The sequence below is a fragment of the Streptomyces sp. NPDC020780 genome (genome assembly GCF_044334475.1).
Lineage (GTDB): Bacteria > Actinomycetota > Actinomycetes > Streptomycetales > Streptomycetaceae > Streptomyces.
Window position 1 is genome coordinate 110,772 of the sequence record NZ_JBIRTB010000013.1, and the last position, 26,589, is coordinate 137,360.

Sequence of the window (26,589 nt, forward strand, 5' to 3'; positions counted from 1 at the left end):
GGCTTGCGCGGACCGGGTCGGTGACCGTCTGTGCGCGGCGCGCACGGGTCCCCGCGCGCTCTCGCGGAGACCCGGCCGGCGAGGCCGCCATCGGCCGTACGCGGGGTCCGGACTCAAGAGGTTTCCTCGGCAGGACCGGGGACCGGCCGGACCCCCGGCCGGCCCTCGGGCGCCCGCGGCACCGGCCGCCGCCCACGAGCGGGGTCGGTCAGTCCTCCGTGGGCGCGGCCGAGGCGGCCTTCTCCGCCGTGGTCTTCTTGGCCGTCGTCTTCTTGGCCGTCGTCGTCTTCTTCGCCGCGGTCTTCTTCGTGGCCGTCTTCTTCGCCGCCGTGGCCTTCTTGGCGGGCGCCTTCCTGGCCGGGGCCTTCTTCGCCGTCTTCTTCGCGGGCCCCTTGGCCCGCTTCTCGGCGAGCAGCTCGTAGCCGCGCTCCGGCGTGATGGCCTCGACACTGTCGTCGGTCCGCAGGGTCGCGTTCGTCTCGCCGTCCGTGACGTACGCGCCGAACCGGCCGTCCTTCACGACCACCGGCGCCCCGCTCACCGGGTCGGTGCCCAGTTCCTTCAACGGCGGCTTGGCGGCTGCCCGGCCGCGCTGCTTCGGCTGGGCGTAGATGGCGAGGGCCTCCTCGAGCGTGATGTCGAAGAGCTGCTCCTCCGACGTCAGCGAACGCGAGTCCGTGCCCTTCTTGAGGTAGGGGCCGTATCGACCGTTCTGCGCGGTGATCTCGACGCCGTCGGCGTCCTCACCGACGACCCGCGGCAGGGACATCAGCTTGAGCGCGTCGGCCAGCGTCACCGTGTCCAGCGACATGGACTTGAAGAGCGACGCGGTACGCGGCTTCACCGCGTTCTTGCCGGTCTTGGGCGTGCCCTCGGGCAGCACCTCGGTGACGTACGGGCCGTAGCGCCCGTCCTTCGCGACGATCTGGTGCCCGGTGACCGGATCGGCACCGAGTTCGAAATCGCCGCTCGGCTTCGCCAGCAGCTCCTCGGCGTGCTCCACGGACAGCTCGTCGGGTGCCAGGTCCTCCGGCACGTCGGCGCGCTGGTGACCTTCGGAGTCCTTCTCGCCGCGCTCGATGTACGGTCCGTACCTGCCGACCCGGAGCTTGATGCCGTTGCCGACGGGGAAGGAGGAGATCTCGCGGGCGTCGATCGCCCCGAGGTCGGTGACGAGCTCCTTCAGGCCGCCGAGGTGGTCCCCGTCGCCGTTGCCCGCGTCGGAGGCCGTGCCCGCGCCGGTGGTGTCGTCGCCTGCGCCGAAGTAGAAGCGCCGCAGCCACGGCACCGACTGGGCCTCGCCCCGCGCGATGCGGTCGAGGTCGTCCTCCATGCGCGCCGTGAAGTCGTAGTCGACGAGCCGGCCGAAGTGCTTCTCGAGCAGGTTGACCACGGCGAACGAGAGGAACGACGGCACGAGGGCCGTCCCCTTCTTGAACACATAGCCGCGGTCCAGGATGGTCCCGATGATCGAGGCGTACGTCGACGGACGGCCGATCTCGCGCTCTTCGAGCTCCTTGACCAGCGAGGCCTCGGTGTAGCGGGCCGGCGGCTTGGTGGCGTGGCCGTCGACCGTGATCTCGTCTGCGGTGAGCGCGTCGCCCTCGGCGACCTGCGGCAGGCGCCGCTCGCGGTCGTCCAGCTCGGCGTTCGGGTCGTCGGCGCCCTCGACGTACGCCTTCATGAAGCCGTGGAAGGTGATCGTCTTGCCGGACGCGGAGAATTCTGCGTCCCGGCCGTCGTTCGCCCGGCCACCGATCTTGACGGTGACGGAGTTGCCGACGGCGTCCTTCATCTGGGACGCGACGGTGCGCTTCCAGATCAGCTCGTACAGCCGGAACTGATCGCCGGTGAGACCCGTCTCGGCCGGGGTACGGAAGCGGTCGCCGGAGGGACGGATCGCCTCGTGCGCTTCCTGGGCGTTCTTGACCTTCCCGGCGTACGTGCGGGGCTTCTCCGGCAGGTAATCGGCTCCGTACAGCTGCGTGACCTGCGCCCGGGCCGCGGAGACGGCGGTGTCCGAGAGGGTCGTGGAGTCCGTACGCATGTAGGTGATGAAGCCGTTCTCGTACAGCTTCTGCGCCACCTGCATCGTGGCCTTGGCCCCGAAGCCCAGCTTGCGGCTCGCCTCCTGCTGGAGGGTCGTCGTACGGAACGGGGCGTACGGGGAGCGGCGGTAGGGCTTCGACTCGACCGAGCGGACCGCGAAGGAGGAGTCGGCGAGGGCCGCGGCCAGGGCGCGGGCGTTCGCCTCGTCCAGGTGCAGTGTCTGGCCGGAGGAGGACTTGAGCTGCCCGTCCGGGCCGAAGTCACGGCCCTGGGCGATACGGCGTCCGTCGACCGCGCTGAGGCGGGCGGTGAGCGTCGAGGGGTCCGAGGCGTCACCGGCGCGGCCAGTGGCGAAGGTGCCGGTGAGGTCCCAGTACTCGGCGGAGCGGAAGGCGATGCGCTCGCGCTCCCGCTCGACGACGAGACGGGTCGCGACGGACTGGACACGGCCCGCGGAGAGCCGCGGCATGACCTTCTTCCACAGGACCGGCGAGACCTCGTAGCCGTAGAGGCGGTCGAGGATGCGGCGGGTTTCCTGGGCGTCGACCATGCGCTGGTTGAGCTCGCGCGGATTGGCGACGGCGGCCCGGATCGCGTCCTTGGTGATCTCGTGGAAGACCATCCGGTGCACCGGGACCTTGGGCTTGAGCACTTCCTGCAGATGCCACGCGATGGCTTCGCCCTCGCGGTCCTCATCGGTGGCGAGGAAGAGTTCGTCGGATTCGGCAAGAAGCTGCTTGAGCTTCCTGACCTGGGACTTCTTGTCGGCGTTGACGACGTAGACGGGCTGGAAGTCGTTCTCGACGTCGACGCCGAGACGACGTACCTCACCTGTGTACTCGTCCGGCACCTCGGCCGCGCCGTTCGGCAGGTCGCGGATGTGCCCGACGCTCGCCTCGACGACGTATCCGGGGCCGAGGTAGCCCTTGATCGTCTTCGCCTTGGCAGGCGACTCGACAATGACGAGTCGGCGGCCTGCGGTTTCGCTGGTCGGGGACAACTTCGCTCTTCTCTCCGGTCGGCACTCGTGGGGCATCCGGACAGCGCTGTGACGCTGCCCGCGGTGCTGTCGCTGCGGAGTGTGACGGTACAACCCGCCCCCGTGTCAAACGGCAAAAGCCCGCAACGGCCACTCGAACGGTAACCCGACTTCCGCCATTCCTGCCGCCCGGACCGCTGGGTCCGCCCTTCGCAGCGCTTCCGCCTGCGCGTCTCCGGGCGGCGCCGAGCCTTGACTCTGCGGGCGTCCGGCCGGTGATCGGCCCAGCTGGAGATGGGGTCAGACCCGCGTGAAACACCACACGCCGAGGACCAGGAAGAGTGCGCCGAAGATCGTGGTGAGGACGGCGGAGGCGACGGGGCTCACACCGTGCGCGACCGGCGCGCGCTGGATGGTGCGCGCCCCTGTCCAGACGAGGAGGGCGGCACCGAACAGGCCGAATGCCGTACCGGCGAAGACCGCTGTGACGCTCTCCATGTCCGTACCCCTCACCCTCTCCGACCCGGACGCCGCCGGCCCCCGTCCGGCACGGCCGCGCCGTTCCGCCGGCTCGCGCGTGGCTCTCGTCTGTCCGCGCCGCTGATGTGTCCGCGCTGCCGACAGGGGGAGACTGCCACGTCGCGGCATCACCGGAACGAACCGTGGGTGAACGGCTCGCAGCCGTGCCGGGAACGGCCCGCAGGAAGTGGGGGACCGAGGAGTGAGCGCGCCGCGATGGGTGGGAAAGGAGCGGGTCGGAAAGGTACGGACCGGGTCCGGCGCCCCGGGTCCGGGCAGCCGGGAAAGACGACGGGCACCGCCTCACGGCCCGTCGCAGGAGACGGTCCCGCGCTCGGGCCGGGCAGCTCGGGAGTGCCCGGCCCGAGTATCGGGGTGATGCCCGGGGCCGGGCAGCACCATCCGGTGAGCCACCGGAGGTCACCCCAGGGACGCGCCGCCTCGGCCCGGTTCCAGGAAGCCCTCCCCGACGAGCAGCCGGATCGCCTGCGGCGTGCGGTCGCGGAGCAGCACCGGGTCCTCGGCCATCAGCTGGGCGATGGCGTCCAGGATGCGGCCTGCGGGGAGCGATCCGTCGCACACGCCCGCGAAGCCCGCGCCGACCGCGTCGACCTTGGTGGCGCGGCACATCCCCCGGTTCTGACGCAGTACCACGTGCTCGGGATCCTCCGCACCCGGGAGGCCGACCTGTTCCTGCACGACCTCTTCGGCGAGAGTGAAGTGCGCGGCCAGCAGCGCCGCGTCGTCGTGCTCACGGAGGTAGTCCTGCCGAACGAAGTGGGCCTCCACGGCGGGCCCGAGCGGCTGTTCCACCGCGTGCGGCCACTCCTCGGCCACCACCGAGGGCTGCCCGGCCGCAGCAGCGGCGGACTTCCTGAGGGTGATCCAGCCGAAGCCGACGGCCTTGGTGTTCCGGGCCTCGAACTCGTCCAGCCACGCCTCGTACCGCTGGGCGTAGACGGCGGGGTCCGAGCGGTGGTCACCGCTGTCGCGCAGCCACAGCTCGGCGTACTGCGTGATGTCCTGCACCTCGCGCTGCACGATCCAGGCGTCACAGCCGGGCGGCACCCAGCCGCGCACCCTGTCCTGCCAGTCCTCGCCCTCCACGTGCTGCCAGTTGGCGAGGAACTGCGCGTAGCCCCCCTCGTTCAGCCGGTCGCCGGCCTGCTGCACCAGGGTCCGGCACAGGTCGTCGCCGCCCATGCCACCGTCGCGGTACGTCAGCCGGGCACCCGGCGAGATGACGAAGGGCGGATTGGAGACGATCAGGTCGTACGTCTGCGAGCCGACCGGTTCGAAGAGGGAGCCCTCACGCAGATCGGCCGGGGCGGCGCCGGACAGGGCGAGGGTGAGCCGGGTGAATTCCAGGGCCCGCGGGTTGACGTCCGTGGCCGTGACCCGGGCGGCGTGCTGGGCGGCGTGGAGCGCCTGGATACCGGAGCCCGTACCCAGATCGAGGGCGGATTCGACAGGCCTGCGTACGGTGATCCCGGCGAGCGTGGTGGATGCCCCGCCGACCCCGAGGACGACCCCTTCCTCGTGGGAGCCGATACCGCCGGCTCCTCCGACCGCGCAGCCTAGATCGGAGACGATGAACCAGTCCTGGCCCTCGGGCCCGCCGTACGGCCGGACGTCGACGGTGGCCCTGACCAGGTCGCCCTCGCGCACCGCCCAGCCGTCCTCCAGGCACTCCTCCAGCGGGAGCGCGACGGCGGCCCGGGCGGCCGGGACGGGGCGTTGCAGCAGGAACAGCCGCACCAGCGTGTCGAGCGGCGAGTCTCCGCGTGTGGCCCTCAGCGCGGGGACGGTCTCGCTGCGGGCGAGCGCGGCGTAGGCGGACGCGCCGAGCCGCTCGAGGAGCCCGTCGGCGGTGAAGTCCGCGGCGATCAGGGCTTCGCGGAGCCGGGGGGCGCGGGCGGATGCGGGGAGGCTGGTCGTACTCACCCCGCCATTGTCGCCGCTCCCGCCGACAACGGCAGCGGCCCGGCACCCACGAGGGGATGCCGGGCCGCCGGGGACTCCGCGGGTGACGACTTCTCGCCTGCTCAGGTGTCCTCGCTCGCCCGCGACTCCCGGCCCCGCTCGCGAGCCCGTGCTCCGCCTACGACTCCTTGGTCGCCGACGCCGAAGGAGAAGCGGGCTTCGACGCTCCGCCGGGGGCGGACGGTGCGGAGGCGGGCGGCGCGGAGGCCTTCGGCTTCTGGCAGCCCTTCTGCTTGGCCATCGCGGAACCGACCTCACCGGACTGGAGCTTCTTCAGCGCCTGGTCGCCGTTGGTGCTGATCTTGTTCAGTTCGTCGGCGACACCCTTGAGGCCGTCGGCGAACTTGGCCTGGTCCTGCGTGTCGAGCGCGTCGACCTTGGTCTTCAGGTCGGCGTAGGCCGCTGAGGAAGCGTTGAGCTCCTTCACGGCCTCCCGCTGCGTGGTCTCACCCTCGTCCACGGGCGGTGCGCCCGCCGACTCGACGGCCGTACCCAGCGCCTTGTACGCCTGCGAGATCTGCTGGAAGGCAGCCGAGTCGGTCTGCTGGACATCGGCGGGCTTGCTGTTGTCAGCTGTCTGCTGCTGGATCGCGGCATTGGCGTTCGCGATCTTCTGCAGTTGCGGCTGGACCTGGTCGCATACCTTCTTCGCCCAGTCGTTCACCTTGTTGTCGCTGTCCTCGCTGCAGCCCGACAGCGTCAGTACGAGTACCGCACCGCCGGACAGTGCGGCTGCAAGCTTCTTGTTCACCGGATTGGTCCCTTCCAAGGCTCTCGGCCCCGGAACTTACACGCCAAGTGGGCGACATTCAGGCGCCAGGAATCCGATATGCATGCTTTTGCAGCCATTTGCACCAAGTGAAATGAGGGAGATACACCTCACCCCGAGAGTCGGACACACGCACGAAGGCGCACCTGGGCGGACGACGCCACCGTCGCCCCCGCCGGCACCGCTGACGGGCTGTGGCGCGGGCGGGGCGTCAGGCCTCCTGTCCCTCGCCCTCGCTGATGCCATGTCACTCATTCGGTCCCTGCAGGCAGACATCCCGCTCTACTGTGGACGTCTCAGGAGACGGCGGTCGAATCCGAGGGCGGGGCAGGACGACCGCCACTGCCGTCGTCGCCCCCTGACCCGCTCTCGTCGCCCATGGCGATCCCGCGCCGCTTGGAGACGTAGACCGCGCCGACGATGACGGCGCCGGCGAACCCGGCCACCACGGCCCGCACTCCCGCGCTCGCGTCGGCGCCGTAACTGAACTGCACCACGGCGGGGGCGATGAGCAGCGCGACGAGGTTCATCACCTTGAGGAGCGGGTTGATCGCCGGACCGGCCGTGTCCTTGAAGGGGTCGCCCACCGTGTCGCCGATGACCGTCGCGGCGTGCGCGTCACTACCCTTGCCGCCGTGACGGCCGTCCTCGACGAGCTTCTTGGCGTTGTCCCACGCGCCACCGGAATTGGCGAGGAACACGGCCATCAGCGCGCCGGTGGCGATCGCACCGGCGAGATACGAGCCGAGCGCGCCCACCCCCAGGGTGAAGCCGACGGCGATCGGCGCCAGGACTGCCAGGAGCCCAGGCGTGGCCAGCTCCCGCAACGCGTCCTTGGTGCAGATGTCGACCACCCGGCCGTACTCCGGCTTCTCTGCGGAGTCCATGATCCCGGGGTGTTCACGGAACTGCCGCCGCACTTCGTAGACCACCGCCCCAGCCGAACGCGAGACGGCGTTGATGGCCAGCCCCGAGAAGAGGAAGACGACCGAGGCACCGAGGACCAGACCGACCAGGTTGTTCGGCTGGGAGACGTCCAGGCTGAGCCCCATCTCCCCCGCCCGGGCGCCCACGTCCTTCACGGCCGTCGCGATGGCGTCCCGGTAGGAGCCGAAGAGCGCTGCCGCGGCCAGGACCGCTGTGGCGATCGCGATGCCCTTGGTGATGGCCTTGGTGCTGTTGCCCACCGCGTCCAGGCCGGTCAGCACCTGGGCCCCGGCGCCGGTGACGTCGCCCGACATCTCGGCGATTCCCTGGGCGTTGTCGGAGACCGGGCCGAAGGTGTCCATCGCCACGATGACACCGACGGTCGTCAACAGGCCGGTCCCGGCCAGGGCTACCGCGAAGAGCGCCAGCGTGATCGACGTACCGCCGAGCAGGAACGCCCCGTAGACGCCCAGGCCGATCAGCAGAGCCGTGTACACGGCCGACTCGAGGCCGAGGGAGATGCCCGCGAGGATGACGGTGGCGGGACCGGTCAGCGAGGACTTCCCGACGTCGCGGACGGGGCGGCGATCGGTCTCGGTGAAGTAGCCGGTGAGTTGCTGGATCAGGGCGGCCAGCACGATGCCGATGGCCACGGCGACCAGGGCGAACACCCGGGGATCGCCGCTGTGCGAGGTGATGGCGCGCTCGGTGACTCCGTCCAGCCCGGCGTACGAGGAGGGCAGGTAGACGAAAACCGCCACCGCCACCAGTGCGAGCGACGTCACGGCAGAGACGAAGAAGCCCCGGTTGATGGCCGTCATGCCGCTACGGTCGGCGCGCCTGGGGGCGACCGCAAGGATCCCGATCATCGCGGTGATCACCCCGATGGCCGGAACGATCAGCGGAAAGGCCAGGCCGGCGTCCCCGAAGGCGGCCTTGCCCAGGATGAGCGCGGCGACGAGCGTCACGGCGTACGACTCGAAGAGATCGGCGGCCATACCCGCACAGTCACCGACGTTGTCGCCCACGTTGTCGGCAATGGTGGCGGCGTTGCGGGGATCGTCCTCCGGGATGCCCTGTTCCACCTTGCCCACCAGGTCGGCCCCCACGTCGGCGGCCTTCGTGAAGATGCCGCCCCCGACCCTCATGAACATGGCGATCAGCGCCGCGCCCAGGCCGAATCCCTCCAGAACCTTGGGCGCGTCGGCGGCGTAGACGAGCACGACCACAGAGGCACCGAGCAGACCGAGACCGACCGTGATCATGCCGACTACACCGCCGGTACGGAAAGCAATCTTCATCGCCTTGTGGGAAACGGCGGTGAGATCCTTCGGCGGTTCCCCTTCCCCCGGGGTCGCCTCACGGGCCGCAGCGGCCACACGCACATTACTGCGGACGGCGAGCCGCATACCGATGTATCCGGTGGCCGCCGAGAAAAGGGCACCGACCAGGAAGAACAACGACCGCCCGGCACGCTGCGACCAGGTGTCGGCGGGGAGCAGGAGAAGAAGGAAGAACACGACGACGGCGAAGACGCCGACCGTGCGCAACTGTCGGGCCAGATAGGCATGAGCGCCTTCCTGGACGGCCGCGGCGATCTCCTTCATACGATCGGTGCCTTCTCCTGCCGCCAGCACCTCGCGTACCAGCAGGCGGGCGACGACCAGCGCGGCGAGGGCGACGGCCGCGACGACGACGACGATCAGCCGGTTGTCAGCGGTGAGTACCGCGGCTGCGAGTGAGGCGGACCGGCCGGAAGGTACGGGAGCGTGCGTCAGTTCTGCCAGTGGGGTGTCGAAGAACTCCGCCATACATCCTCCTTGACGCTGATCGCTCACGTCGTGGACGGATTGTAGGGAGAAGAGTCCGACCAAAACAGTGGGTGGTCAATGACATCGACTTCCATCCACCCAATGGCAATGATCGCTGCGGGTTTGCACCTGAATGCAGTAATGGGAAAGACGCGAGGGCGCGCAATTCCGTAGCTATTGATCCAGCGCACACAAAGGGGGCTCTGCTCCGCAGGGCCCCCTCATCCAGCGCGCCTCCTCCAGCGGAGGCAGGCCTGCGGCAGAAGACGGAGACACTGAGGTCTGAAAGCTGCCCGGCGGAAGACAGCGCACAGGCCGGAGAACTGCGGAGTCTGCGGGCAGCACGGTCAGCACGGCGCGTTGGCGGAGCGCAGCACGATCAGCACGGGGCTCAGGCGGCGCGCAGTGCGGTCAGCACGGGAAGCGCAAGCCGTGCGCAGAACTGCGGAGAGGCTCGGCAGAGGGCACGAGCGGGTGGGCGCTTCGCACCGCTTGGGGCAGCCCGAAGAGTTGCGGCGGGACTCGGCTGGGCAGGAACGAGACTCAGGGCAACGCGATCGTCGCCGACATCGTCGGCCAGGTCATACGGATCACTTCGCCGTCCGCCCCGGAGCGCACCTCCATGTCGTCGACCAATCCGCTGATGACCGCGAGGCCCATGTCGTCCTCGCTGTCGGCTTCTGCGTCGGGTTCTTCCCTGCCGCCGCCGGTCGCTCCGAGCCGCGAGGTGCCGTGTCCCGGGCCGGGGACCTTGTCGCCGACCTCGATGGAGAACGCTTTCTCCTCCTCGTTCAGCAAGACCGTGACCGGAGCGGTGATGTCATGACTGCGATGCAGTCCGACGGCGCGGCTGCATGCCTCACCGACGGCCAGCCGGACCTCGTCGAGCACCGCCTCGTCCACGCCGGCCCTGCGTGCCACGGCGGCCGCCACGAGGCGGGCCGTCCTGACGTGCTCAGGCTGAGCGCTGAAGCGGAGTTCAACGGTTGGCATGCCATCCCCCTCGGACGTACGGGTGTGCATCTCAGGGGACCGGGCGAGCCGCCCGGTGCCCCTGCTCTCGAATTCCTCCGAAGCCGACGAAGCCGACAGCCGCCCCTTAAAGGTCGACCGCCTGCTCCTGGCGGCACATCTCACAGCCGCCTGCCGACCTGCCCCGGACCGCCGACGACTCAGTCGGTGGCCGCGACAGCCTCGTCGACCGTGGTGTGAATGGGAAACACCTTGGTCAGGCCCGTGATCCGGAAGATCTTGAGGATGCGCTCCTGGTTGCACACCAGGCGCAGCGAGCCCTCATGGGCCCGGACACGCTTCAAGCCACCCACCAGTACGCCGAGACCGGTGGAGTCGAGGAAATCGACACCTTCCATGTCGACTACCAGGTGGTAGCTGCCGTCATTCACCAACTCGACCAACTGCTCGCGCAGCTTGGGCGCGGTATACACATCAATCTCGCCACCGACCTCGACGACCGTACGGTCGCCACCAGGGCCGGACACATTGCGAGTCGACAGGGACAGGTCCACGGATCCTCCAGCACCTTGCTATCGAGCGGTCGCCCCTCGGTCTCCCCGGCGGAGGCCAGGGGACGGATCGCCAGCCGCCATGGCATTCAATCACTTACCGGCAGCCATGGACGACGCCTTGGGGCCATTGTCCGTCATGCCAGTGACACACTCGGTGCCGATGGCCAAGAATCAACGCCCCGACGGACCACCCGAGAACACGGGCTCGCGCCCCTCTCCCGACGTGGTTCTCGACCGGCTCGCCGCAGGGGCGAGCCGGGCAGCGCGCATCACTCATACGGAGCACCTGCCCCCGCGTACGGGTTCTCATGCCGTCTGGCCGGACCGCATCCGGCCAGACGTGATCTCGGCAATCGGCCGGGCGGGAATCGACCATCCGTGGACACACCAGGCGACCGCGGCCGAGCACGCACTGTCCGGCGAGTCCGTGGTCATCGCCACCGGAACGGCGTCCGGGAAGTCACTCGCCTACCTGGCTCCGGTCCTCAGCACCCTCCTCGACGGCTCCGAAGCCCGCAACGGCCGCGGGACGACCGCTCTGTACCTAGCGCCGACCAAGGCCCTGGCCGCGGACCAGAGACGCGCGGTGAAGGCCCTGGCGGAGCCCCTGGGCTCCGCTGTCCGGCCTGCGGTCTACGACGGGGACACGCCGGTCGAGGAACGCGAATGGGTGCGTCAGTACGCCAACTACGTCCTGACGAACCCCGACATGCTGCACCGGGGGATCCTCCCGTCCCACCCCCGGTGGGCCTCCTTCCTGCGTGCCCTGAGGTTCGTGGTCATCGACGAGTGCCACACCTACCGGGGCGTCTTCGGCTCCCATGTCGCCCAGGTGTTGCGCCGTCTGCGGCGCCTGTGCAGCCGTTACGGCTCCGACCCCGTCTTCCTCCTCGCCTCGGCGACCTCGGCCCATCCGTCGGAGGCTGCTTGCCGTCTCACCGGCCTGCCGGTCAAAGAGGTCGCCGACGACGCGTCTCCCCGCGGCGAGATGGTCTTCGCGCTCTGGGAGCCGCCGCTGACCGAACTGCACGGCGAGAAGGGGGCTCCTGTGCGCCGTACCGCCACGGCAGAGACCGCCGACCTGCTGACCGACCTGACCGTCCAGGGCGTCCGCTCGGTGGCCTTCGTCCGCTCCAGGCGTGGCGCCGAGCTGGTCTCCGTCATCGCCAAGGAGCGACTGGCCGAGGTGGACCGCTCCCTGCCCGCGCGGGTCGCCGCCTACCGCGGTGGCTATCTGCCGGAGGAACGCCGGGCCCTGGAGCGGGCACTGCACTCCGGCGAACTGCTGGGGCTGGCTGCCACGACCGCCCTGGAACTCGGAATCGACGTCTCCGGTCTCGACGCCGTCATCATCGCCGGCTATCCGGGCACCAGGGCGTCCCTGTGGCAGCAGGCGGGCCGTGCAGGACGCTCGGGCCAGGGCGCACTGGCGGTCCTGGTGGCCCGGGACGACCCGCTGGACACATTCCTCGTCCACCACCCCGAGGCGCTCTTCCAGCAGCCGGTGGAGTCCACCGTCCTCGACCCGGACAACCCGTACGTCCTCGCCCCGCATCTCTGCGCCGCGGCCGCGGAACTGCCATTGACACCGGCGGACATCGCTCTCTTCGGTCCTGCGGCGCCCGAACTGCTGCCCCAGCTGGAGGCCGCGAAGCTGCTGCGCCGGCGCGCGACGGGGTGGCACTGGACGCGCCGCGAACGGGCCGCCGACCTCACCGACATCCGTGGCGGCGGTGGCCGCCCGATCCAGATCGTCGAGGAAGGCACCGGCCGCCTCCTCGGAACGGTCGACGAGTCGGCCGCGCACACCGCCGTGCACGAGGGCGCCGTCCACCTCCACCAGGGCCGGACGTATCTCGTGCGGACATTGGACCTGCGGGACTCGGTCGCTCTGGTGGAGGAAGCAGCGCCGCCGTACTCGACCAACGCGCGCGACACCACCGCCATCACCGTGCTGGAGACCGATACCGAGATCCCGTGGGGTGACGGCCGGCTCTGCTTCGGATCCGTCGAAGTCACCAACCAAGTCGTCTCCTTCCTGAGGCGCAGGCTCATCACCGGGGAAGTACTCGGCGAGACCAAACTCGACCTGCCCCCTCGGACACTGCGCACCCGTGCGGTCTGGTGGACGGTCACCGAGAACCAGCTCGACGCCGCCCGGGTCGGCCCCGAAATCCTCGGAGGCGCCCTGCACGCCGCCGAGCACGCCGCCATCGGGATGCTGCCGCTCTTCGCCACGTGCGACCGCTGGGACATCGGCGGCGTCTCGGTACCGCTCCACCCGGACACACTGCTGCCGACGGTATTCGTCTACGACGGCCACTCCGGCGGCGCGGGTTTCGCGGAGCGTGCCTTCCACACGGCCCGGGGGTGGCTGACGGCGACCCGCCAGGCCATCGCGTCCTGCGAATGCGAGTCCGGCTGCCCGTCCTGCATCCAGTCCCCCAAGTGCGGCAACGGCAACGAACCGTTGCACAAACGCGGCGCTGTGCGGCTCCTGGCCGAACTCCTGAGAACCGCACCGCCGGACCCGGAAGCCGCCCGGCAACCGTGGAACGGCCAGGAGTAGCTCGTTCTTGCCGCCGAGCTACCCTCCTGCCCCGTCGGCATTCACGTCGACGAGTCGGCCGTCGCAGGGGAGGACCTGGCGACCCGGCTCTCAGGAGAAAGTGGGCGCGGTCATGCCGCGCCGAAGCGGAGAAGCGAAGTGCCGAGCTCGGGAAGGCACCCGTGCCTCTACCGGGCCGCGGCCGAGACGGCCCCGGCACCGCCGGCCCCAGCAGGACACCGCATATGGCACACCACATACCGGGGCCCACCCAGCGCCGTCTGCGCGTGCACAGGGGCCCGGCGAGGCACGGAGGACGTCTCACCCGATGACAGCCGGGGCACGTGTGCCGCATCATCCGGCGCCGGCGTCGCGGACGACACGACAGCCGGAGGACCCGCCCGCGACCTGACTTCCGGCGCGTACGGACCGAAGCGCGCCCGGGCCGTCACGTCGGCGACCTCGCCCTCGACCGCGCACCGCACCAGCTCCGCCCCTTGGGCCGCCGCCACATCGCCGGCCACCTCACAGGCCGCCGCAGACCCGCTCAAAGCACGGTCGGCGGCGGCGAGCGCCGCCAGGTCCGCCGCTCCCCCGGCCTTGTGGCGGGCGGCCACGGCCTGGCCGAGCGCGAGCACCGTCGCGAAGACCGCGCACAACGTCGCCGTGGTCACCGCCACCCATACGGTTGCCAGCCCACGGTCCCCACCGGCGGGCCCTTCGGCCGCCGCCCTCACGGCTCGGCCCCCACAGCGTCCTCGGCAAGGGCCACCGCCTCGGCATTCAGCGTCAGGGCGAGACTTCCAGGGCCGGGCGTCGGTGCCTCCACGCGGACCTTCCACAGATCCCCGGCCCTCTTCACCTCGATCCGGGCGCTTCCCGGTGCCGCGCCACGTGCCGTGGACAGAACCGTGGCCGCGGCTTCCCCGCGGGCGGCGGCCCGTGCCCCGGCCCGCGCGGCGTCCACGCAGCGGATCTGGTCGGCTGCGGCGGCCAACGCCCAGACGAGGGCCAGCACGAATGCCACCAGCACGGGAATGGCCATAGCGGCCTCCGCCGTCACCGCTCCCCGGTCCCCGCCGCGGCCCACGAAGCCGGCGGTTGGGCTTCTCACCGCGTCAGAACTTCGCATCGAGCGCGTCCTTGACCAGCGTCTGCAACGCCGACAGCACTGCCCCGCTGTTCACCACCTTGTAGAGAACCGCGGCGAACGCGCAGGCCGCGATGGTCCCTACGGCGTACTCGGATGTCGTCATTCCCCTGTCCGGACGTCCGATCCGGGCGAGCCGAACTCGCCTGTCCACCCAGGTGCGGCAGACCGCGGCCCACACCCGGCCGATGTTCTTCTTTGCCATCGTTCCCCCACTGTTTCCGCTGTTTCCGCTCATATGTCGTTCGACGTTCAGTTCGCACATTTCTCGAATAGGCGCCTGCAAGGGCACCAGCGGCACTCGTCGGTCAGGCCGCCCGCAGGTCGAGCCACCCGCTGGCTGGGGCACGCATCGGTCGCGGCACCCCTGGCCCGCGACGACGCCCAGTCGGAGTACTCGTCAATTGCGGTGCAGCAGACCGGTCGCCAGCCCGATCACTACGGGCGCCACTCCGACCGCCAGAAAGGCGGGCAGAAAGCAGAGCCCCACCGGTGCCGTGATCAGCACACCAGCCCGCTGAGCACGGGCCGCGGCCGCTCCGGCGCGCTCCGCGCGCATGTCATCGGCCAGGCGGGCGACAGGCTCCGCCGCCGGAGCCCCCGTCGATCCCGCCCGGTCGAGGCAGCGGGCCAGAGGACCTGCGCCTGGTATCTCCCCGAAGCGCCCCCATGCGTCGGCCGGTTCACCGCCCAGTCTGATCTCGGCCGCCGTTCGAGCCAATAATTCGCCGACATGACCACCCATGGACTCCCCGACCGCCTCCGCCGCGTCCCTTGGTCCGGCGCCCGCCGAGATGCAGGCGGCCAGCAGGTCTGCCGCGAGCGGCAACTGTCTGGCGACCGCGGCCGCCTCCGCCTTGCTCCCGCTGTCGCTGCTCCCTCGCCCGGAGCGCGACAAACGCCACACCCCGTACGCCGCGGCCAGGCCGACACCGCAGCCGGGCGTGCCACCGACGAGGGCCCAGCCGCTCACGAACGCCCCCACCGGCGCCGCCCACAGCCGGACTCCGCCGTGACCCGCCAGTCGACGCCGCGGCCATCCCGGCGTCGGTCCACCGGCGTCCATCCCCGTCAATCGCCCTCCGCGTCGGCGGACCCCCCGCTCCTGCCGCCACCCGACCAGCGCAAGGGACAGGTACACAGCAGTTCCCAGCGCTGCGCCCGCCGCTCCCATCCCGCGCATCGCGTCCGCCGGCCCGTTCATGTCGCCTCACCGGCCCGAACGATCCGCGACGCCCAGAACAGCCCCGCCCCTTCGAGCAGGCCACCTGCCGCCAGGCAGACCAACCCGCCCGGACTGTGCAGCAACACCCTCAGCGGATCGGCTCCCAGCGCCGCCCCCAGACCCAGACCCACGACCGGCAGCAACGCCAGCACCAGCACCGTCGACCATGCGCCTGCCAGCTGCGCCCTGAGTTCCTCCCGACGACGTCTGTCGGCCCGCAGCGCCCCCTCAAGCCGAGCCAAACCTGCCGCAAGACCAGCACCGCCGTCCACAGCCACCTGCCAGCAGGCGGCCACCCCCGCGAGTCCGTCCAGCCCCGGTCCAGCCGATGCCTTCCGGAGTTCGCCCGGCACATCGCCACCGAACCGGGCGGCCGCAAGCACCGCTGCCTCGCCCTCGCCCAGTGCGCCCGCGTTCCGAGCAGCGGTGAGCAGTGCCTGCCCGGGCTCGCGTCCGGCCCGCAGTTCGCCCACGACCGTCCCGCACAGTGCCATCACCGCGTCAGCCGCCCGCTCACGCGCGCAACGCATGGCCCGACCCCGTAGCCACCGCCGCAGCAGTGGCACCGCGAGCGCCCCTGCGAACAGGGGCAGTACCGATGCGCCGAGCATCGCAAGAAGCAGCGCCACGGGGGCACACAGCCACTCACTCCGCGCGTCGAGGCATCCGCGGACCGCCTTCCAGCAGACCTCGAGCTTCGGACCTGCCGGGCGGCCGTCCGTGAACATCTCCCGTGCCCGCCGCTCACCCGGATGCTGAAGCACGGCCAGCCAGCCAGCCAGTCCTGCGCCGACAGCCATCACCAAGGCCGCGGCCTGCCCCGGAGGGTACGAACCGGTCGCCGTCACAGCGCCTCCCCGATGAGCAGCGCCAGGCGCTCCCAGCCCCGCTCCCGGATGAAACCCTCGGCTCCCCAGCGCACCGCGGGCACCGTGATCACCAGGCCCGCCGAGTCACGCTCGAGTACATGGACCGTGGCGAGACGTCGCTGCCCGCCCCGGTCACGTACCAGATGCACCACCACGGACAGGGCGGCTGCCACCTGGCTGTGCAGCGATGCCCGGTCCAGGCCTGCGGCGGTCCCCAGCGCCTCCAGGCGCGCCGGGACATGCTCGGCAGCATTGGCGTGTACCGTGCCGCACCCGCCCTCATGTCCGGTGTTCAGGGCAGCCAGCAGCTCCGTCACCTCAGCGCCCCGCACTTCTCCGACCACCAGCCGGTCGGGGCGCATGCGCAACGCCTGGCGCACCAGGTCCCGGAGTGTCACACGGCCCGCGCCCTCCTGATTGGCGGGCCGCGACTCCAGTCGCACCACGTGCGGATGGTCAGGGCGCAGTTCCGCCGAGTCCTCGGCGAGCACGATGCGCTCGCGCTCGTCGACCGCCCCCAGCAGGCTGGACAGCAAGGTGGTCTTCCCCGCCCCGGTCCCTCCACTGATCAGGTACGAGACCCGGGCCTCGACCAGGGCGCGCAGAAGCCGGTCGCCTAGGGGCGGCAAAGTCCCGGCGTCGACGAGCTCCGCCAGGGTGAATGCCTGCGGCCGCACCACTCGCAGTGACAGACACGTCGAGCCGACGGACACCGGAGGCAGGACCGCGTGCATCCGCGTCCCGTCCGGGAGTCGTGCGTCCACCCAGGGCCGGGCATCGTCCAGTCGGCGTCCGGCTACCGCTGCGAGTCTCTGGGCCAGCCTCCGGACCGCTGCGGCGTCCGGGAAGGTGACTCGCGTCAGTTCCAGCCCGCCGCCGCGGTCGACCCAGACCCGGTCCGGCGCGGAGACCAGTACATCGGTCACCGCCGGATCGGCCAGCAACCGCTCCAGCACACCTGTCCCGACCAGTTCACCGCGTAGTTCCTCCGCCGCACCGAGGACCTCCGCATCGCCGAGCAGGCGCCCCTGCTCCCTCAAAGCCGTCGCCACTCCTGCCGGAGTGGGCTCGGTGCCGCTACGGGCCAGGCGTTGCCGGACCGCGTCCAGCATCATCTCGCTCATGACGCATCCCGGGGCCGGCCGGCCGCGATGCCGCCCGCCGAGGCGTCCGCCAGTTCCCAGAACGCCGTGCAGAAGCGGGCCAGCGGGCCGCGAGCATGACCGCCCGGCGGCACAGCACCGTTCTGAGCCGCCACCAGCCCCGCCTCCACCGGCAGGTCCCCGACGAGAGGCCTGCCCAGCGCCTGCGCCACCCAGTGCTCGTCAAGTCCGGCCGTATAGGGCCCACGGGCAACGATCCGGAGGTCCTCCAACATCATCCCGGCCGCCGACGCCACCCGTTTGGCCGCTGCCACCGCTCGCAGCTCACCCGGCACCACCAGCAGCCCGACGTCCAGTTGTGCCAGTGCCTCGGCCACGCCCTCGTCGACCCGGCGCGGCAGGTCCACGACCACCACACCTCCGAGCCGCCGTGCCGCCGCGAGCACCGCCCGCATGGCCTGCGGCGGGATCACCACCTCGTCGTCCCGGCCCCAGCTGAGTACGCGCAGTCCGTGCAACGCCGGCAAGGACTCCTCCAACGCGCCGGCTCCGAGCCGCCCCTTGGAACGCGCGAAATCCGGCCATCGCATGCCGTCCGACTGTTCGCCGCCCAGCAGCACATCGATTCCGCCACCCAGAGGATCACCATCGATCAGCATCGTCCGTCGACCGGACCTGGCCGCCGTCACCGCGAGCGCGCAGGCCAGCGTCGACGCACCGGCCCCACCCCGCCCTCCCATCACGCCGACGGTCAGGGCCGGACGTCCCACACCTTCAGCCGCATTGGCGATCTGGTCGACGAGCCAGCCCTCCGAATCGGGCAGCCGCAGCACGTACTCGGCGCCGATCTCCACTGCACGGCGCCACACGTCCGGGTCGTCCTGGTCACGCCCCACGAGCATCACACCGCGCCTTCGTGCCACCCCACGGCATCGGGCGGCAGCATCGTCACCTACCAGAACCACGGGAGCCGCCTCCCATGCGCCTCTCTCTCCAGGTGGCCCGTGATGCACCTGAGGCACAGCTCCGGCCGCCGCGCACAGCCGCAGCAGGTCGTCCAACAGCTCCGCGTCCTCGGTCACGATCAACGGTCCGCTCAGCGGCTCTCCCGCAACCGCCAGACCTTCTCGTGCGAAGGTTCCCGTCACGATCTCCGCCCCCTCCCACTGCCTCTTCAGTGCGGTCCGCGGTGATCTCGGACTGTTCCGAGAGGCGCGATTCCGGAACCCACGGACTTCGTGGGCGGAATCACCATGCAACGAGCCGGAAAAACATGTGGATCTTGCTCGAAACCTGTGGACAAGCTCAAGGTTGTGAATATCTCGGTAGCTCGTACAGGGGCATTCGTAGCGCAGCTCTTCCGCTACACAGAGTCACGCGCCATGCTGGGGCAAGACCGGCCCAGCGGTCGGCCGCTACCAGCAAAAAAGAGGAAAGGCCGCCTGCCCCGAGGTATACGAAACGCGTCAGGACATGCGACGACCCCCGCCGGGGGGGGAGAGCGGGGGTCGTCCCCACGGCCGACTCGGGGGGGGGGGAGGAGCCGGACCGGGGTTAGCACGGTCGCGAACGATCCGTGACTTCCATGGTGTACCCGAGGGCCTTCTCAAGCAAACCCACCCGCCGGATTTTACGCCGAATGGTGGCCGCCTATGCTCACCTTTGTGGAAAACTGCTTCTCGCCGCGTACAGCAGCCTTCTTTGACCTGGACAAGACGGTCATTGCGAAGTCATCGACGCTGACCTTCAGCAAGTCCTTCTACCAAGGCGGGCTGATCAACCGCCGCGCCGTACTGCGCACCGCGTACGTGCAGTTCGTGTTCCTCGCCGGTGGCGCCGATCACGACCAGATGGAGCGCATGCGTGCATACCTCTCAGCGCTCTGCAAGGGTTGGAACGTCCAGCAGGTCAGGGAGCTCGTCGCCGAGACCCTGCACGACCTGATCGACCCCATCATCTACGACGAGGCAGCATCCCTCATCGAGGAACACCACACAGCCGGACGCGACGTGGTGATCGTATCGACCTCCGGCGCCGAGGTCGTGGAACCGATCGGGGAATTGCTCGGTGCCGACCGGGTCGTCGCGACCCGGATGGTCGTGGGCGACGACGGCTGCTTCACGGGCGAGGTCGAGTACTACGCCTACGGGCCGACCAAGGCGGAAGCCGTCAAGTCCCTCGCCGCCTCCGAGGGATACGACCTCGCGCGCTGCTATGCGTACAGCGATTCGTTCACCGACGTCCCGATGCTGGAGTCGGTCGGCCACCCGCATGCCGTCAACCCCGACCGGGCGCTGCGCCGTGAGGCCACTCTCCGGGAATGGCCGATTCTGGTCTTCAACCGCCCGGTCCGGCTCAAGCAACGGCTGCCGGTCTTCTCGATGCCGCCGCGCCCGGCGCTCGTGGCCGCGGCAGCAGTAGGTGCGGCCGCTGTCACCGCTGGGCTCGTCTGGTACGCCTCTCGCCGCCGGGCCTCCGCAGCCACCCCCTGACGGAAGGCAGAACGGGCCCTCCGGAACCCCACAGCGAGGTCACGGGGCGCCACCCTGGAGCAATGAGTGCAACAGTGCCCGACTCGCCCGCAAGTGAATCCCAAAAGTAAAGATGCGCAGGCAGCACTTCCGCTCCTCCCGCCCCTGGAGTACAAAGGAGTCAACGGCCCGCGAGACCGAGGACATCCGAGTGGATGACCTTTACACGCAGAATGGCCCCACGGACCGAGCACGGATGCCGAGTACCCACGCGACGTCGACCCGTCGATTACGGGCCAGCCGCACCAGGCGTCGGGCAAAGAACCGGCCTGATGGGCATATATCGAGGACGCTTGGTAACTGGGCTGACGTGCCAGCGGCGGTACCGATGCGGTACCGCCGCACCCCTTCCCTCGAGGCCCCGAATGTCGCGCAAGGGGCCGACCGTCTCCGGGGCAGGCCGTCAGGCGGCACCGCGTTGCAGTGCTTCGCACACCGCCGTCGATTCCCTCACCCCGAGTTCGACCGACCGTCCGCAGTGGGCGATCCAGGCAGCCATGCCTTCCGGCCTCCCTGAGAGGTACCCCTCGAACGCCGCTACGTACGCAGCCCTGCCCTGCTCGGCATGCCCCACCTCGGCGGGACAGATCGACTTCGGGTCGAGGCCACTGCCGATCAACACGATCCGCTCCGCTGTCCGGGCAACCAGGCCGTTGTGCGACACGAAGGGCCGCAAGGCCAGCAACTCACCATGCACGACCGCAGCCGTGACCAGTGCGGGCGCCGAACTGCCGGCGATGACCAGCTGTGACAGCCCTTCGAGCCGCCCAGCCATCTCTTCGACACCCGGGACCGCAGCCTCGATCAGCGGCTCATCGACGGACTCCCCCGCCAGCCGGGGCCGACCGACGGCACCCTCGGGCGACGAGCCGCCGGCCGCGACGAGATGCAACCGTGCGAGAACTCGCAGCGGCGACTGCCGCCAGATGGAGAGGAGTTGCCCCGCCTCCGCAGTCAGACGCAGAGCCGCACCCATCGTGGACGCCTGGTCGTCACCGCGAAAGTCAGTACGCCTCCGCACCTCCTCGAGGTTCCAGTCGGCACCCGAAAGGGCCGCGGAACCGCGGGCACCGCGCAGGGCCGCCTCCGCCGTCACCTCGTTGCTGCGGCGCCGCATCACCCGGTGCCCGTAGACCCGGTCCACCGCTTTGCGTACGGAGCCCACCGCTTCGGCAACGCCCGGCAGGGCACCGAGGGCGGCAAGCGGGTCGGAGGAAGTCGTACTCATAAGTAGGGAGGCTACGCGCCCCGCATGCTGATACCCCACAGGAGTGGCCTTCTTCACTGGCGTGACAACAGCGAGCGATTATGCGGCTACCCTAGGTGAACATGAAGATCGCTTTCGTGGGGAAGGGCGGCAGCGGGAAGACCACGCTGTCCTCGCTCTTCATCCGCCACCTCGCCGCCAACGAAGCCCACGTCATGGCCGTGGACGCCGACATCAACCAGCACCTGGCAACCGCCCTGGGCCTCGACGAGACGGAGGCCGCCGCCCTGCCCGCGATGGGTGCCCACCTGCCCCTCATCAAGGACTACCTGCGCGGCAGCAACCCCCGCATCGCGTCCACCGCGACGATGATCAAGACGACACCGCCGGGCGAGGGTTCACGCCTGCTCCGCATCCGGGAGGACAACCCGATCTACGACGCCTGCGCGACCACGGTCCGACTGGACGACGGTGACATCCGGCTCATGGCGACTGGCCCCTTCACCGAGGCGGACCTCGGGGTGGCCTGCTACCACTCCAAGGTCGGCGCGGTGGAACTCTGCCTCAACCACCTGCTCGACGGACCGGACGAGTACGTGGTGGTCGACATGACGGCGGGGTCGGATTCCTTCGCCTCAGGAATGTTCACCCGCTTCGACATGACCTTCCTGGTAGCCGAGCCCACCCGGAAGGGCGTCTCGGTGTACAGGCAGTACAAGGAGTACGCGCGCGACTTCGGTGTCGCTCTGCGAGTCGTCGGCAACAAGGTGCAGGGCCAGGACGACCTGGACTTCCTGCGCTCGGAAGTCGGTGACGACCTTCTGGTCGGCGTCGGACATTCCGACTGGGTCAGGACCGTGGAAAAGGGGAAGCCGGCCCCGTTCGACCTGCTGGAGGCGGACAACCGTATGGCACTGCAGGCCCTGCAGGACGCCGCGGAGGACTCGTACGGACACCGTGACTGGGAGCGGTACACGCGGCAGATGGTCCATTTCCATCTCAAGAACGCGGAAAGCTGGGGCAACGAGAAGACGGGCGCCGACCTGGCTGCCCAGGTCGACCCCGCCTTCGTGCTGCACGAGCAGGACCGTCAGGAGGTCGCCGACCAGCCGGCCTGACGAAAGACATAAGCCTGGACCAGCCTGTAGCACAGTGACGGGGTATCGGCGCAGAGGCGGATGTGCGCCGCCTATTCCGCGTTCCTGTCAGCGCCCTTACCTGCTGGCTGGTCCGCCGGCCTGGCGGGCACCGGGCTAGCCGCGGGCTTGCCCGGGACGGTTCCCGCGAGGAACGCCGACCACCCGGGCCCGGGTGCCTGACCGACCTTCAATGTCCGGAGTTTGGCGAGGACCGCCGGGTCCTGGGCATCCAGCCAGTCGGCAAGTTGCCTGAAGGAGACGCAGCGCACGTCCCGCTGGGTGCAGACCGCCTTGATCGTTTCCTCGACAGCCCGCATGTACGTGCCCCCGTTCCAGGACTCGAAGTGGTTGCCGATGATCAGCGGAGCTCTGTTCCCCTTGTAAGCACGGTCGAACGCCTGCAGCAGGCCGTCGCGCATCTGATTGCCCCAGTACGCGTGTCGGTCCGGGTCCCCTTGCGTCGTACCGGACTGATTGAACATGAAGTTGTAATCCATCGAGAGGGTCTCGAAGGCTCGCCCCGGCACCGGGACGAGCTGAAGGGGAAGGTCCCAGAGGCCCTCCTTCCTGGTGGGCCAGACCTGGTTGCCGATGCCGCTGGAGTCATAGCGGAAACCCATCGTCCGCGCAGCTTCGACCATGTTCTTCTGCCCCTCCAGGCAGGGCGTACGGGCGCCGATCAGCTCCTTGTCGTAGTCGAAGGGCAGTGGCGCTTCCGCCTTGAGGGCCGGGGTGTTGGTCTTCCAGCTCTTCACGAAGGCCTTCGCCTGGCTGATTTCGCTCTTCCACTCCTCGACCGACCATGTTCCGACGCCCCCGTCCGGGCCGCAGAAGTGTCCGTTGAAGTGGGTACCGATCTCATTCCCGTCCTGCCAGGCGGCCCGCAACTCCGTGAGGGTGTCGCGGATGCCCTCGGTGTCGTTGAAACCGATGTCGGACCGGCCCGCCGAGTGCTGGGGCGGGTCGTAGAGGGCCTTCTTCTCCTCCGGCAAGAGGTATACGCCGCTGAGGAAGTAGGTCATCTTCGCGTCGTACTTCTTCGACACCTCACGGAAGTGCGAGAACAGCTTCTGACCGTCCTCGCCGGCCCCGTCCCACGAGAACACCACGAACTGCGGGGGCTTCTGGCCTGGCTCCATGCGTTTGGCCACGGGAAGCTTCGGCTGCGCTCCGGTGAATGCGGTGGACCCGTCACCGATGAGCTTGACGGCGCCCTTGGGGGCCGCCGCCGGGGAACGTTCCTCCGAGCCCGGCGCCACCTTCCTCGCTGCCACCGAACCCGCGCTGCCAGGGCCTGAGCACCCGGCCAGGCCCGTGATTAACCCCATGGCCACAGCGCCCAGGGCGAGCGTTTTTCTGGCACCCATCCGTCCACCCTCTTTCTTGCAGAAGTCGTGCGTCGTCGCGCCGACACGGCGCGGCCAACGTCGCACGCACCCCGAAAGACCAGTACGACAAACGGTACGAAAAGCTGCTTATTCACCTAAAAGAGTGAGATTAGAGCCTATTCGCTCGAAAACATGGACACATTTCTTTACTCTCCATTACTATTCATTTACCGAGAGTTGCCCTACCCCCGCTGCATGCCGTGGCCAACGGCCGCGCCCCTATCGAATTCGCGACCGCGCCGCCCCGGAGGAGACGGGACCATGCCTGCCTGTGCCCCTACACGCAATGCCCACTCATCCCGCAGTTCGCGTCGTTCCCGCGGGTCGGGATTCAAGCGACCTCACAGCCCGCCCCCGCCCTACGGCCGCCCTCGATTCCGGGTTTCAGGCGCCGACCTGTCCGCGTCGATCACCGTCTTTCTGATTGCCGTACCCATGTCACTCGGCCTCGCCGTGGCCATGGACGCCCCGCTGGCAGCCGGTCTGGTCTCTGCGGCCATCGGCGGCATCGTCGCCGGCCTGCTCGGCGGTACACCTCTTCAGGTCAGCGGACCATCCGCCGGACTGACAGTCGTCACGGCCGAGTTGATCCAGCTGTACGGCTGGCGCACCACATGCGCGATCACCATCGGCGCCGGGCTTCTGCAGATTCTGCTGGGGTCTCTGAAAGCCGCCCGTAGCGCACTTGCCGTCAGTCCAGCCATCGTGCACGGGACGCTCGCCGGTATCGGCGTGGCCATCGCCCTCGCGCAACTGCACGTGGTGCTGGGCGGCACGCCGCAGAGTTCCGCCCTCGCCAACGCCTGGGCGCTACCGTCTCAGCTGGGACGGATGTACCCCGCCGCACCCGCCGTCGGCGCACTGACCGTCGCCCTTCTCATCCTCTGGCCGCGGATGCCAGGTCGTGTCGGAGCGACGCTCGGCAGAATTCCCGCCGCGCTCGTCGCCGTCGGAGTATCGACAGCGGTGGCGGCGGTGGCCACACCCGGGATCGCCCGGGTCGATCTGCCGTCGTGGAGCTCGCACGCTCTGGCCGAGCTGCCGGACGGGCCGGTGGCAGCGCTCGCCACCGCGATGTTCACGGTCATGCTCGTCGCCAGCCTCGAATCACTGCTGGCCGCTGTCTCCGTAGACAAACTGGCTGCCGAGCGGGCGTCGGCTGCGTCCAAGGACGGTGCGACGCCCCGCCTGCCCGTCAAACGGTCCGACCTCGACCGGGAGCTCCGGGCCCAAGGCGTCGCCAACGCACTGGCCGGGCTGTGCGGAGGCCTCCCCGTGTCGGGAGGCGCCGTCCGCAGTTCGGCGAATGTGCGGGCAGGAGCGACAGGCCGCGCCGCTACGGTGCTGCACGGTGTCTGGATACTGCTGGCCGCCGTGCTGCTCGTCACGGCGCTCGAGTGGATCCCGCTGGCCGCCCTTGCCGCCCTTGTGATGGTGGTGGGTATCCAGATGGTCAGCTTCGCCCACATCCGCAACGTTCACAGACACCGTGAATTCCTGGTGTACGGGGCGACGATCACCGGAGTGATCGTGGCGGGCGTACTGACGGGCGTGGTCATCGGGATTCTCGTGGCGGTGGCCATCGCCCTGCACCGGCTGGCCCGCACGCGGATCACCGTGACGGAGCATGACGGACGGTTGCTGGTCTCCGTCCGCGGGCAGTTGACCTTTCTCGCGGTCCCCCGGCTCAGCCGCATGCTCAACCACCTCCCCGAGAGTGCCGACGTGATCCTGGAGCTCGACGGCTTCTTCATGGACCACGCGGCGTACGAGACCATTCAGGATTGGCACACGGCCCGGACCGCACTGGGCGGCACCGTACTCCTTACAGGGCGCTCCGGGGGCCGGATCGCCGAGCCGGCGTCAGCTGCCCACCCCTGTTGCCGGCCGTGGACACCGTGGCGCAACCATCACTGTCACGACCGGGCCGGACACAACGCCTCCGACGCCGCCCCGCAGGCCGGCTCTCCCGGCTCCGCCACCGGCGTTCCCATGTCACAGGCCACCGCGCAAACCCACCTCGCAACCGTGTCACCGACTGTCATGACGGCCTCCGCACCGGGCCGCCCGGGCCGTCACCGATTGCTCAGCGGCCTCAGCTCGTTCCAGCGCACCACGGCCCCGTTGGTCCGTGAGGAGCTGGCCCGGCTGGCGGCCGAGGGGCAGAAGCCCTCCCAGCTGTTCATCACCTGTGCCGATTCCCGCCTGGTCACCAGCATGATCACGGCAAGTGGCCCGGGCGATCTCTTCACCGTACGGAACGTCGGCAATCTCGTGCCACACCCCGACGCCGAGAGCGCGGAGAGACACGACGACTCCGTGGCCGCCGCGATCGAATACGCGGTGGATGTGCTGGAGGTCGAGTCCATCACTGTCTGCGGGCACTCAGGATGCGGGGCCATGCAAGCCCTGTTGGACGCCCCGCCGGAGATTCCTCGAACGCCCCTGTGGCGTTGGCTGCGGCACGGCCGGCCGAGCCTGGAACGCATGCACTCCCGCCATCACTCCTGGGCGCGGATCGCCGGGCGACTGCCCACCGACGCGGTGGAGCAACTCTGCCTGACCAACGTGGTGCAGCAATTGGAGCATCTGCGCGCGCACGGTTCGGTGGCACGCCGACTGGCGCAGGGGACCCTGCAGTTGCACGGTATGTACTTCCACGTCGGGGAAGCGCAGGCCTACCTGCTCACCGAAGGTGCCAGTTCGGGTACCGGCCCCGACGAGGTCTTCGCCCGGGTCGCTCCCGGCACAGAGCCCGACACCGACCCCCACGGCCTGCCAAGTGCCCAGTCCCGCACGTACCCCGGCCCGGAAGAAGCTGTTTCCGGGAGACCCGACACAGCGGTCGGCGTCTGAACCTCTCACG

At 69.7% G+C, this 26,589-nt stretch carries 20 protein-coding genes; 4 read left to right on the plus strand and 16 right to left on the minus strand.

Going from position 1 to position 26,589, the window contains the following annotated elements; translation table 11 throughout:
• Window positions 1–208: 208 nt before the first annotated feature.
• The 7 genes from topA to ACH4VO_RS24400 all read right to left on the minus strand — a co-directional run bounded on the left by topA (window position 209) and on the right by ACH4VO_RS24400 (window position 10,563).
• Window positions 209–3,049 (minus strand): type I DNA topoisomerase, encoded by a 2,841-nt coding sequence (gene topA, locus ACH4VO_RS24370; RefSeq protein ID WP_360991272.1) that lies wholly within the window; start codon window positions 3,047–3,049, stop codon window positions 209–211.
• Between the two features lie 279 nt (window positions 3,050–3,328).
• A complete protein-coding gene (locus ACH4VO_RS24375; RefSeq protein ID WP_360991275.1) occupies window positions 3,329–3,526 on the minus strand; it encodes a hypothetical protein in 198 nt (65 codons plus the stop codon).
• Between the two features lie 441 nt (window positions 3,527–3,967).
• The gene (locus ACH4VO_RS24380) at window positions 3,968–5,491 is read right to left on the minus strand and encodes a methyltransferase (protein ID WP_360991278.1); all 1,524 of its coding nucleotides are present in this window, start codon (window positions 5,489–5,491) and stop codon (window positions 3,968–3,970) included.
• 157 nt (window positions 5,492–5,648) lie between these two features.
• Window positions 5,649–6,281 (minus strand): small secreted protein, encoded by a 633-nt coding sequence (locus ACH4VO_RS24385; protein WP_360991280.1) that lies wholly within the window; start codon window positions 6,279–6,281, stop codon window positions 5,649–5,651.
• A gap of 314 nt (window positions 6,282–6,595) precedes the next feature.
• Window positions 6,596–9,037, minus strand: a complete 2,442-nt coding sequence (locus tag ACH4VO_RS24390) for a sodium-translocating pyrophosphatase (protein ID WP_360991282.1) — start codon at window positions 9,035–9,037, stop codon at window positions 6,596–6,598.
• A gap of 543 nt (window positions 9,038–9,580) precedes the next feature.
• Window positions 9,581–10,030 carry an ATP-binding protein gene (locus ACH4VO_RS24395; protein WP_360991285.1) on the minus strand — a complete coding sequence of 150 codons (450 nt, stop codon included), beginning with the start codon at window positions 10,028–10,030 and terminating at the stop codon, window positions 9,581–9,583.
• A gap of 179 nt (window positions 10,031–10,209) precedes the next feature.
• Window positions 10,210–10,563 carry an STAS domain-containing protein gene (locus ACH4VO_RS24400; protein ID WP_003967428.1) on the minus strand — a complete coding sequence of 118 codons (354 nt, stop codon included), beginning with the start codon at window positions 10,561–10,563 and terminating at the stop codon, window positions 10,210–10,212.
• A gap of 79 nt (window positions 10,564–10,642) precedes the next feature.
• On the opposite strand from ACH4VO_RS24400, the gene ACH4VO_RS24405 reads away from it, so the two are divergent.
• On the plus strand, window positions 10,643–13,132 hold the full coding sequence (locus tag ACH4VO_RS24405) for a DEAD/DEAH box helicase (protein ID WP_360991287.1): 2,490 nt from the start codon (window positions 10,643–10,645) through the stop codon (window positions 13,130–13,132).
• 167 nt (window positions 13,133–13,299) lie between these two features.
• Here the strand turns inward: ACH4VO_RS24405 and ACH4VO_RS24410 are convergent, their stop codons facing one another.
• The 7 genes from ACH4VO_RS24410 to ssd all read right to left on the minus strand — a co-directional run bounded on the left by ACH4VO_RS24410 (window position 13,300) and on the right by ssd (window position 18,540).
• Window positions 13,300–13,953 (minus strand): Rv3654c family TadE-like protein, encoded by a 654-nt coding sequence (locus ACH4VO_RS24410; RefSeq protein WP_398441358.1) that lies wholly within the window; start codon window positions 13,951–13,953, stop codon window positions 13,300–13,302.
• Window positions 13,845–14,243, minus strand: a complete 399-nt coding sequence (locus tag ACH4VO_RS24415; protein ID WP_360991289.1) for a TadE family type IV pilus minor pilin — start codon at window positions 14,241–14,243, stop codon at window positions 13,845–13,847. The genes ACH4VO_RS24410 and ACH4VO_RS24415 overlap by 109 nt, the downstream gene beginning before the upstream one ends.
• Window positions 14,230–14,466: a DUF4244 domain-containing protein gene (locus ACH4VO_RS24420; protein WP_360991293.1), complete on the minus strand. Its 237-nt coding sequence runs from the start codon at window positions 14,464–14,466 to the stop codon at window positions 14,230–14,232. Before ACH4VO_RS24420 ends, ACH4VO_RS24415 begins: the two co-directional genes overlap by 14 nt.
• 195 nt (window positions 14,467–14,661) lie before the next feature.
• Window positions 14,662–15,465 carry a type II secretion system F family protein gene (locus ACH4VO_RS24425; protein WP_360991296.1) on the minus strand — a complete coding sequence of 268 codons (804 nt, stop codon included), beginning with the start codon at window positions 15,463–15,465 and terminating at the stop codon, window positions 14,662–14,664.
• Window positions 15,462–16,286: a type II secretion system F family protein gene (locus ACH4VO_RS24430; RefSeq protein WP_360991472.1), complete on the minus strand. Its 825-nt coding sequence runs from the start codon at window positions 16,284–16,286 to the stop codon at window positions 15,462–15,464. The genes ACH4VO_RS24425 and ACH4VO_RS24430 overlap by 4 nt, the downstream gene beginning before the upstream one ends.
• 44 nt (window positions 16,287–16,330) lie before the next feature.
• Complete coding sequence (locus ACH4VO_RS24435; protein WP_360991299.1) at window positions 16,331–17,479, minus strand: TadA family conjugal transfer-associated ATPase; 1,149 nt, start codon at window positions 17,477–17,479, stop codon at window positions 16,331–16,333.
• Complete coding sequence (gene ssd, locus ACH4VO_RS24440) at window positions 17,476–18,540, minus strand: septum site-determining protein Ssd (RefSeq protein ID WP_398441388.1); 1,065 nt, start codon at window positions 18,538–18,540, stop codon at window positions 17,476–17,478. Before ssd ends, ACH4VO_RS24435 begins: the two co-directional genes overlap by 4 nt.
• Before the next feature lie 570 nt (window positions 18,541–19,110).
• Here ssd and ACH4VO_RS24445 point away from each other — a divergent pair.
• The gene (locus ACH4VO_RS24445; RefSeq protein ID WP_360991304.1) at window positions 19,111–19,950 is read left to right on the plus strand and encodes an HAD-IB family hydrolase; all 840 of its coding nucleotides are present in this window, start codon (window positions 19,111–19,113) and stop codon (window positions 19,948–19,950) included.
• Window positions 19,951–20,392: 442 nt separating this feature from the next.
• Here ACH4VO_RS24445 and ACH4VO_RS24450 read toward each other — a convergent pair whose 3' ends face one another.
• A complete protein-coding gene (locus ACH4VO_RS24450) occupies window positions 20,393–21,217 on the minus strand; it encodes an oxidoreductase (protein WP_360991306.1) in 825 nt (274 codons plus the stop codon).
• 101 nt (window positions 21,218–21,318) lie between these two features.
• On the opposite strand from ACH4VO_RS24450, the gene ACH4VO_RS24455 reads away from it, so the two are divergent.
• Window positions 21,319–22,314, plus strand: coding sequence for an ATP-binding protein (locus ACH4VO_RS24455; protein ID WP_360991308.1), 996 nt, complete (start codon window positions 21,319–21,321; stop codon window positions 22,312–22,314).
• 71 nt (window positions 22,315–22,385) lie between these two features.
• Here ACH4VO_RS24455 and ACH4VO_RS24460 read toward each other — a convergent pair whose 3' ends face one another.
• The gene (locus ACH4VO_RS24460) at window positions 22,386–23,702 is read right to left on the minus strand and encodes a hypothetical protein (RefSeq protein WP_360991311.1); all 1,317 of its coding nucleotides are present in this window, start codon (window positions 23,700–23,702) and stop codon (window positions 22,386–22,388) included.
• A 282-nt stretch (window positions 23,703–23,984) separates the two neighbouring features.
• On the opposite strand from ACH4VO_RS24460, the gene ACH4VO_RS24465 reads away from it, so the two are divergent.
• A complete protein-coding gene (locus ACH4VO_RS24465) occupies window positions 23,985–26,579 on the plus strand; it encodes a bifunctional SulP family inorganic anion transporter/carbonic anhydrase (RefSeq protein WP_360991313.1) in 2,595 nt (864 codons plus the stop codon).
• The last annotated feature ends 10 nt before the right edge of the window (window positions 26,580–26,589 follow it).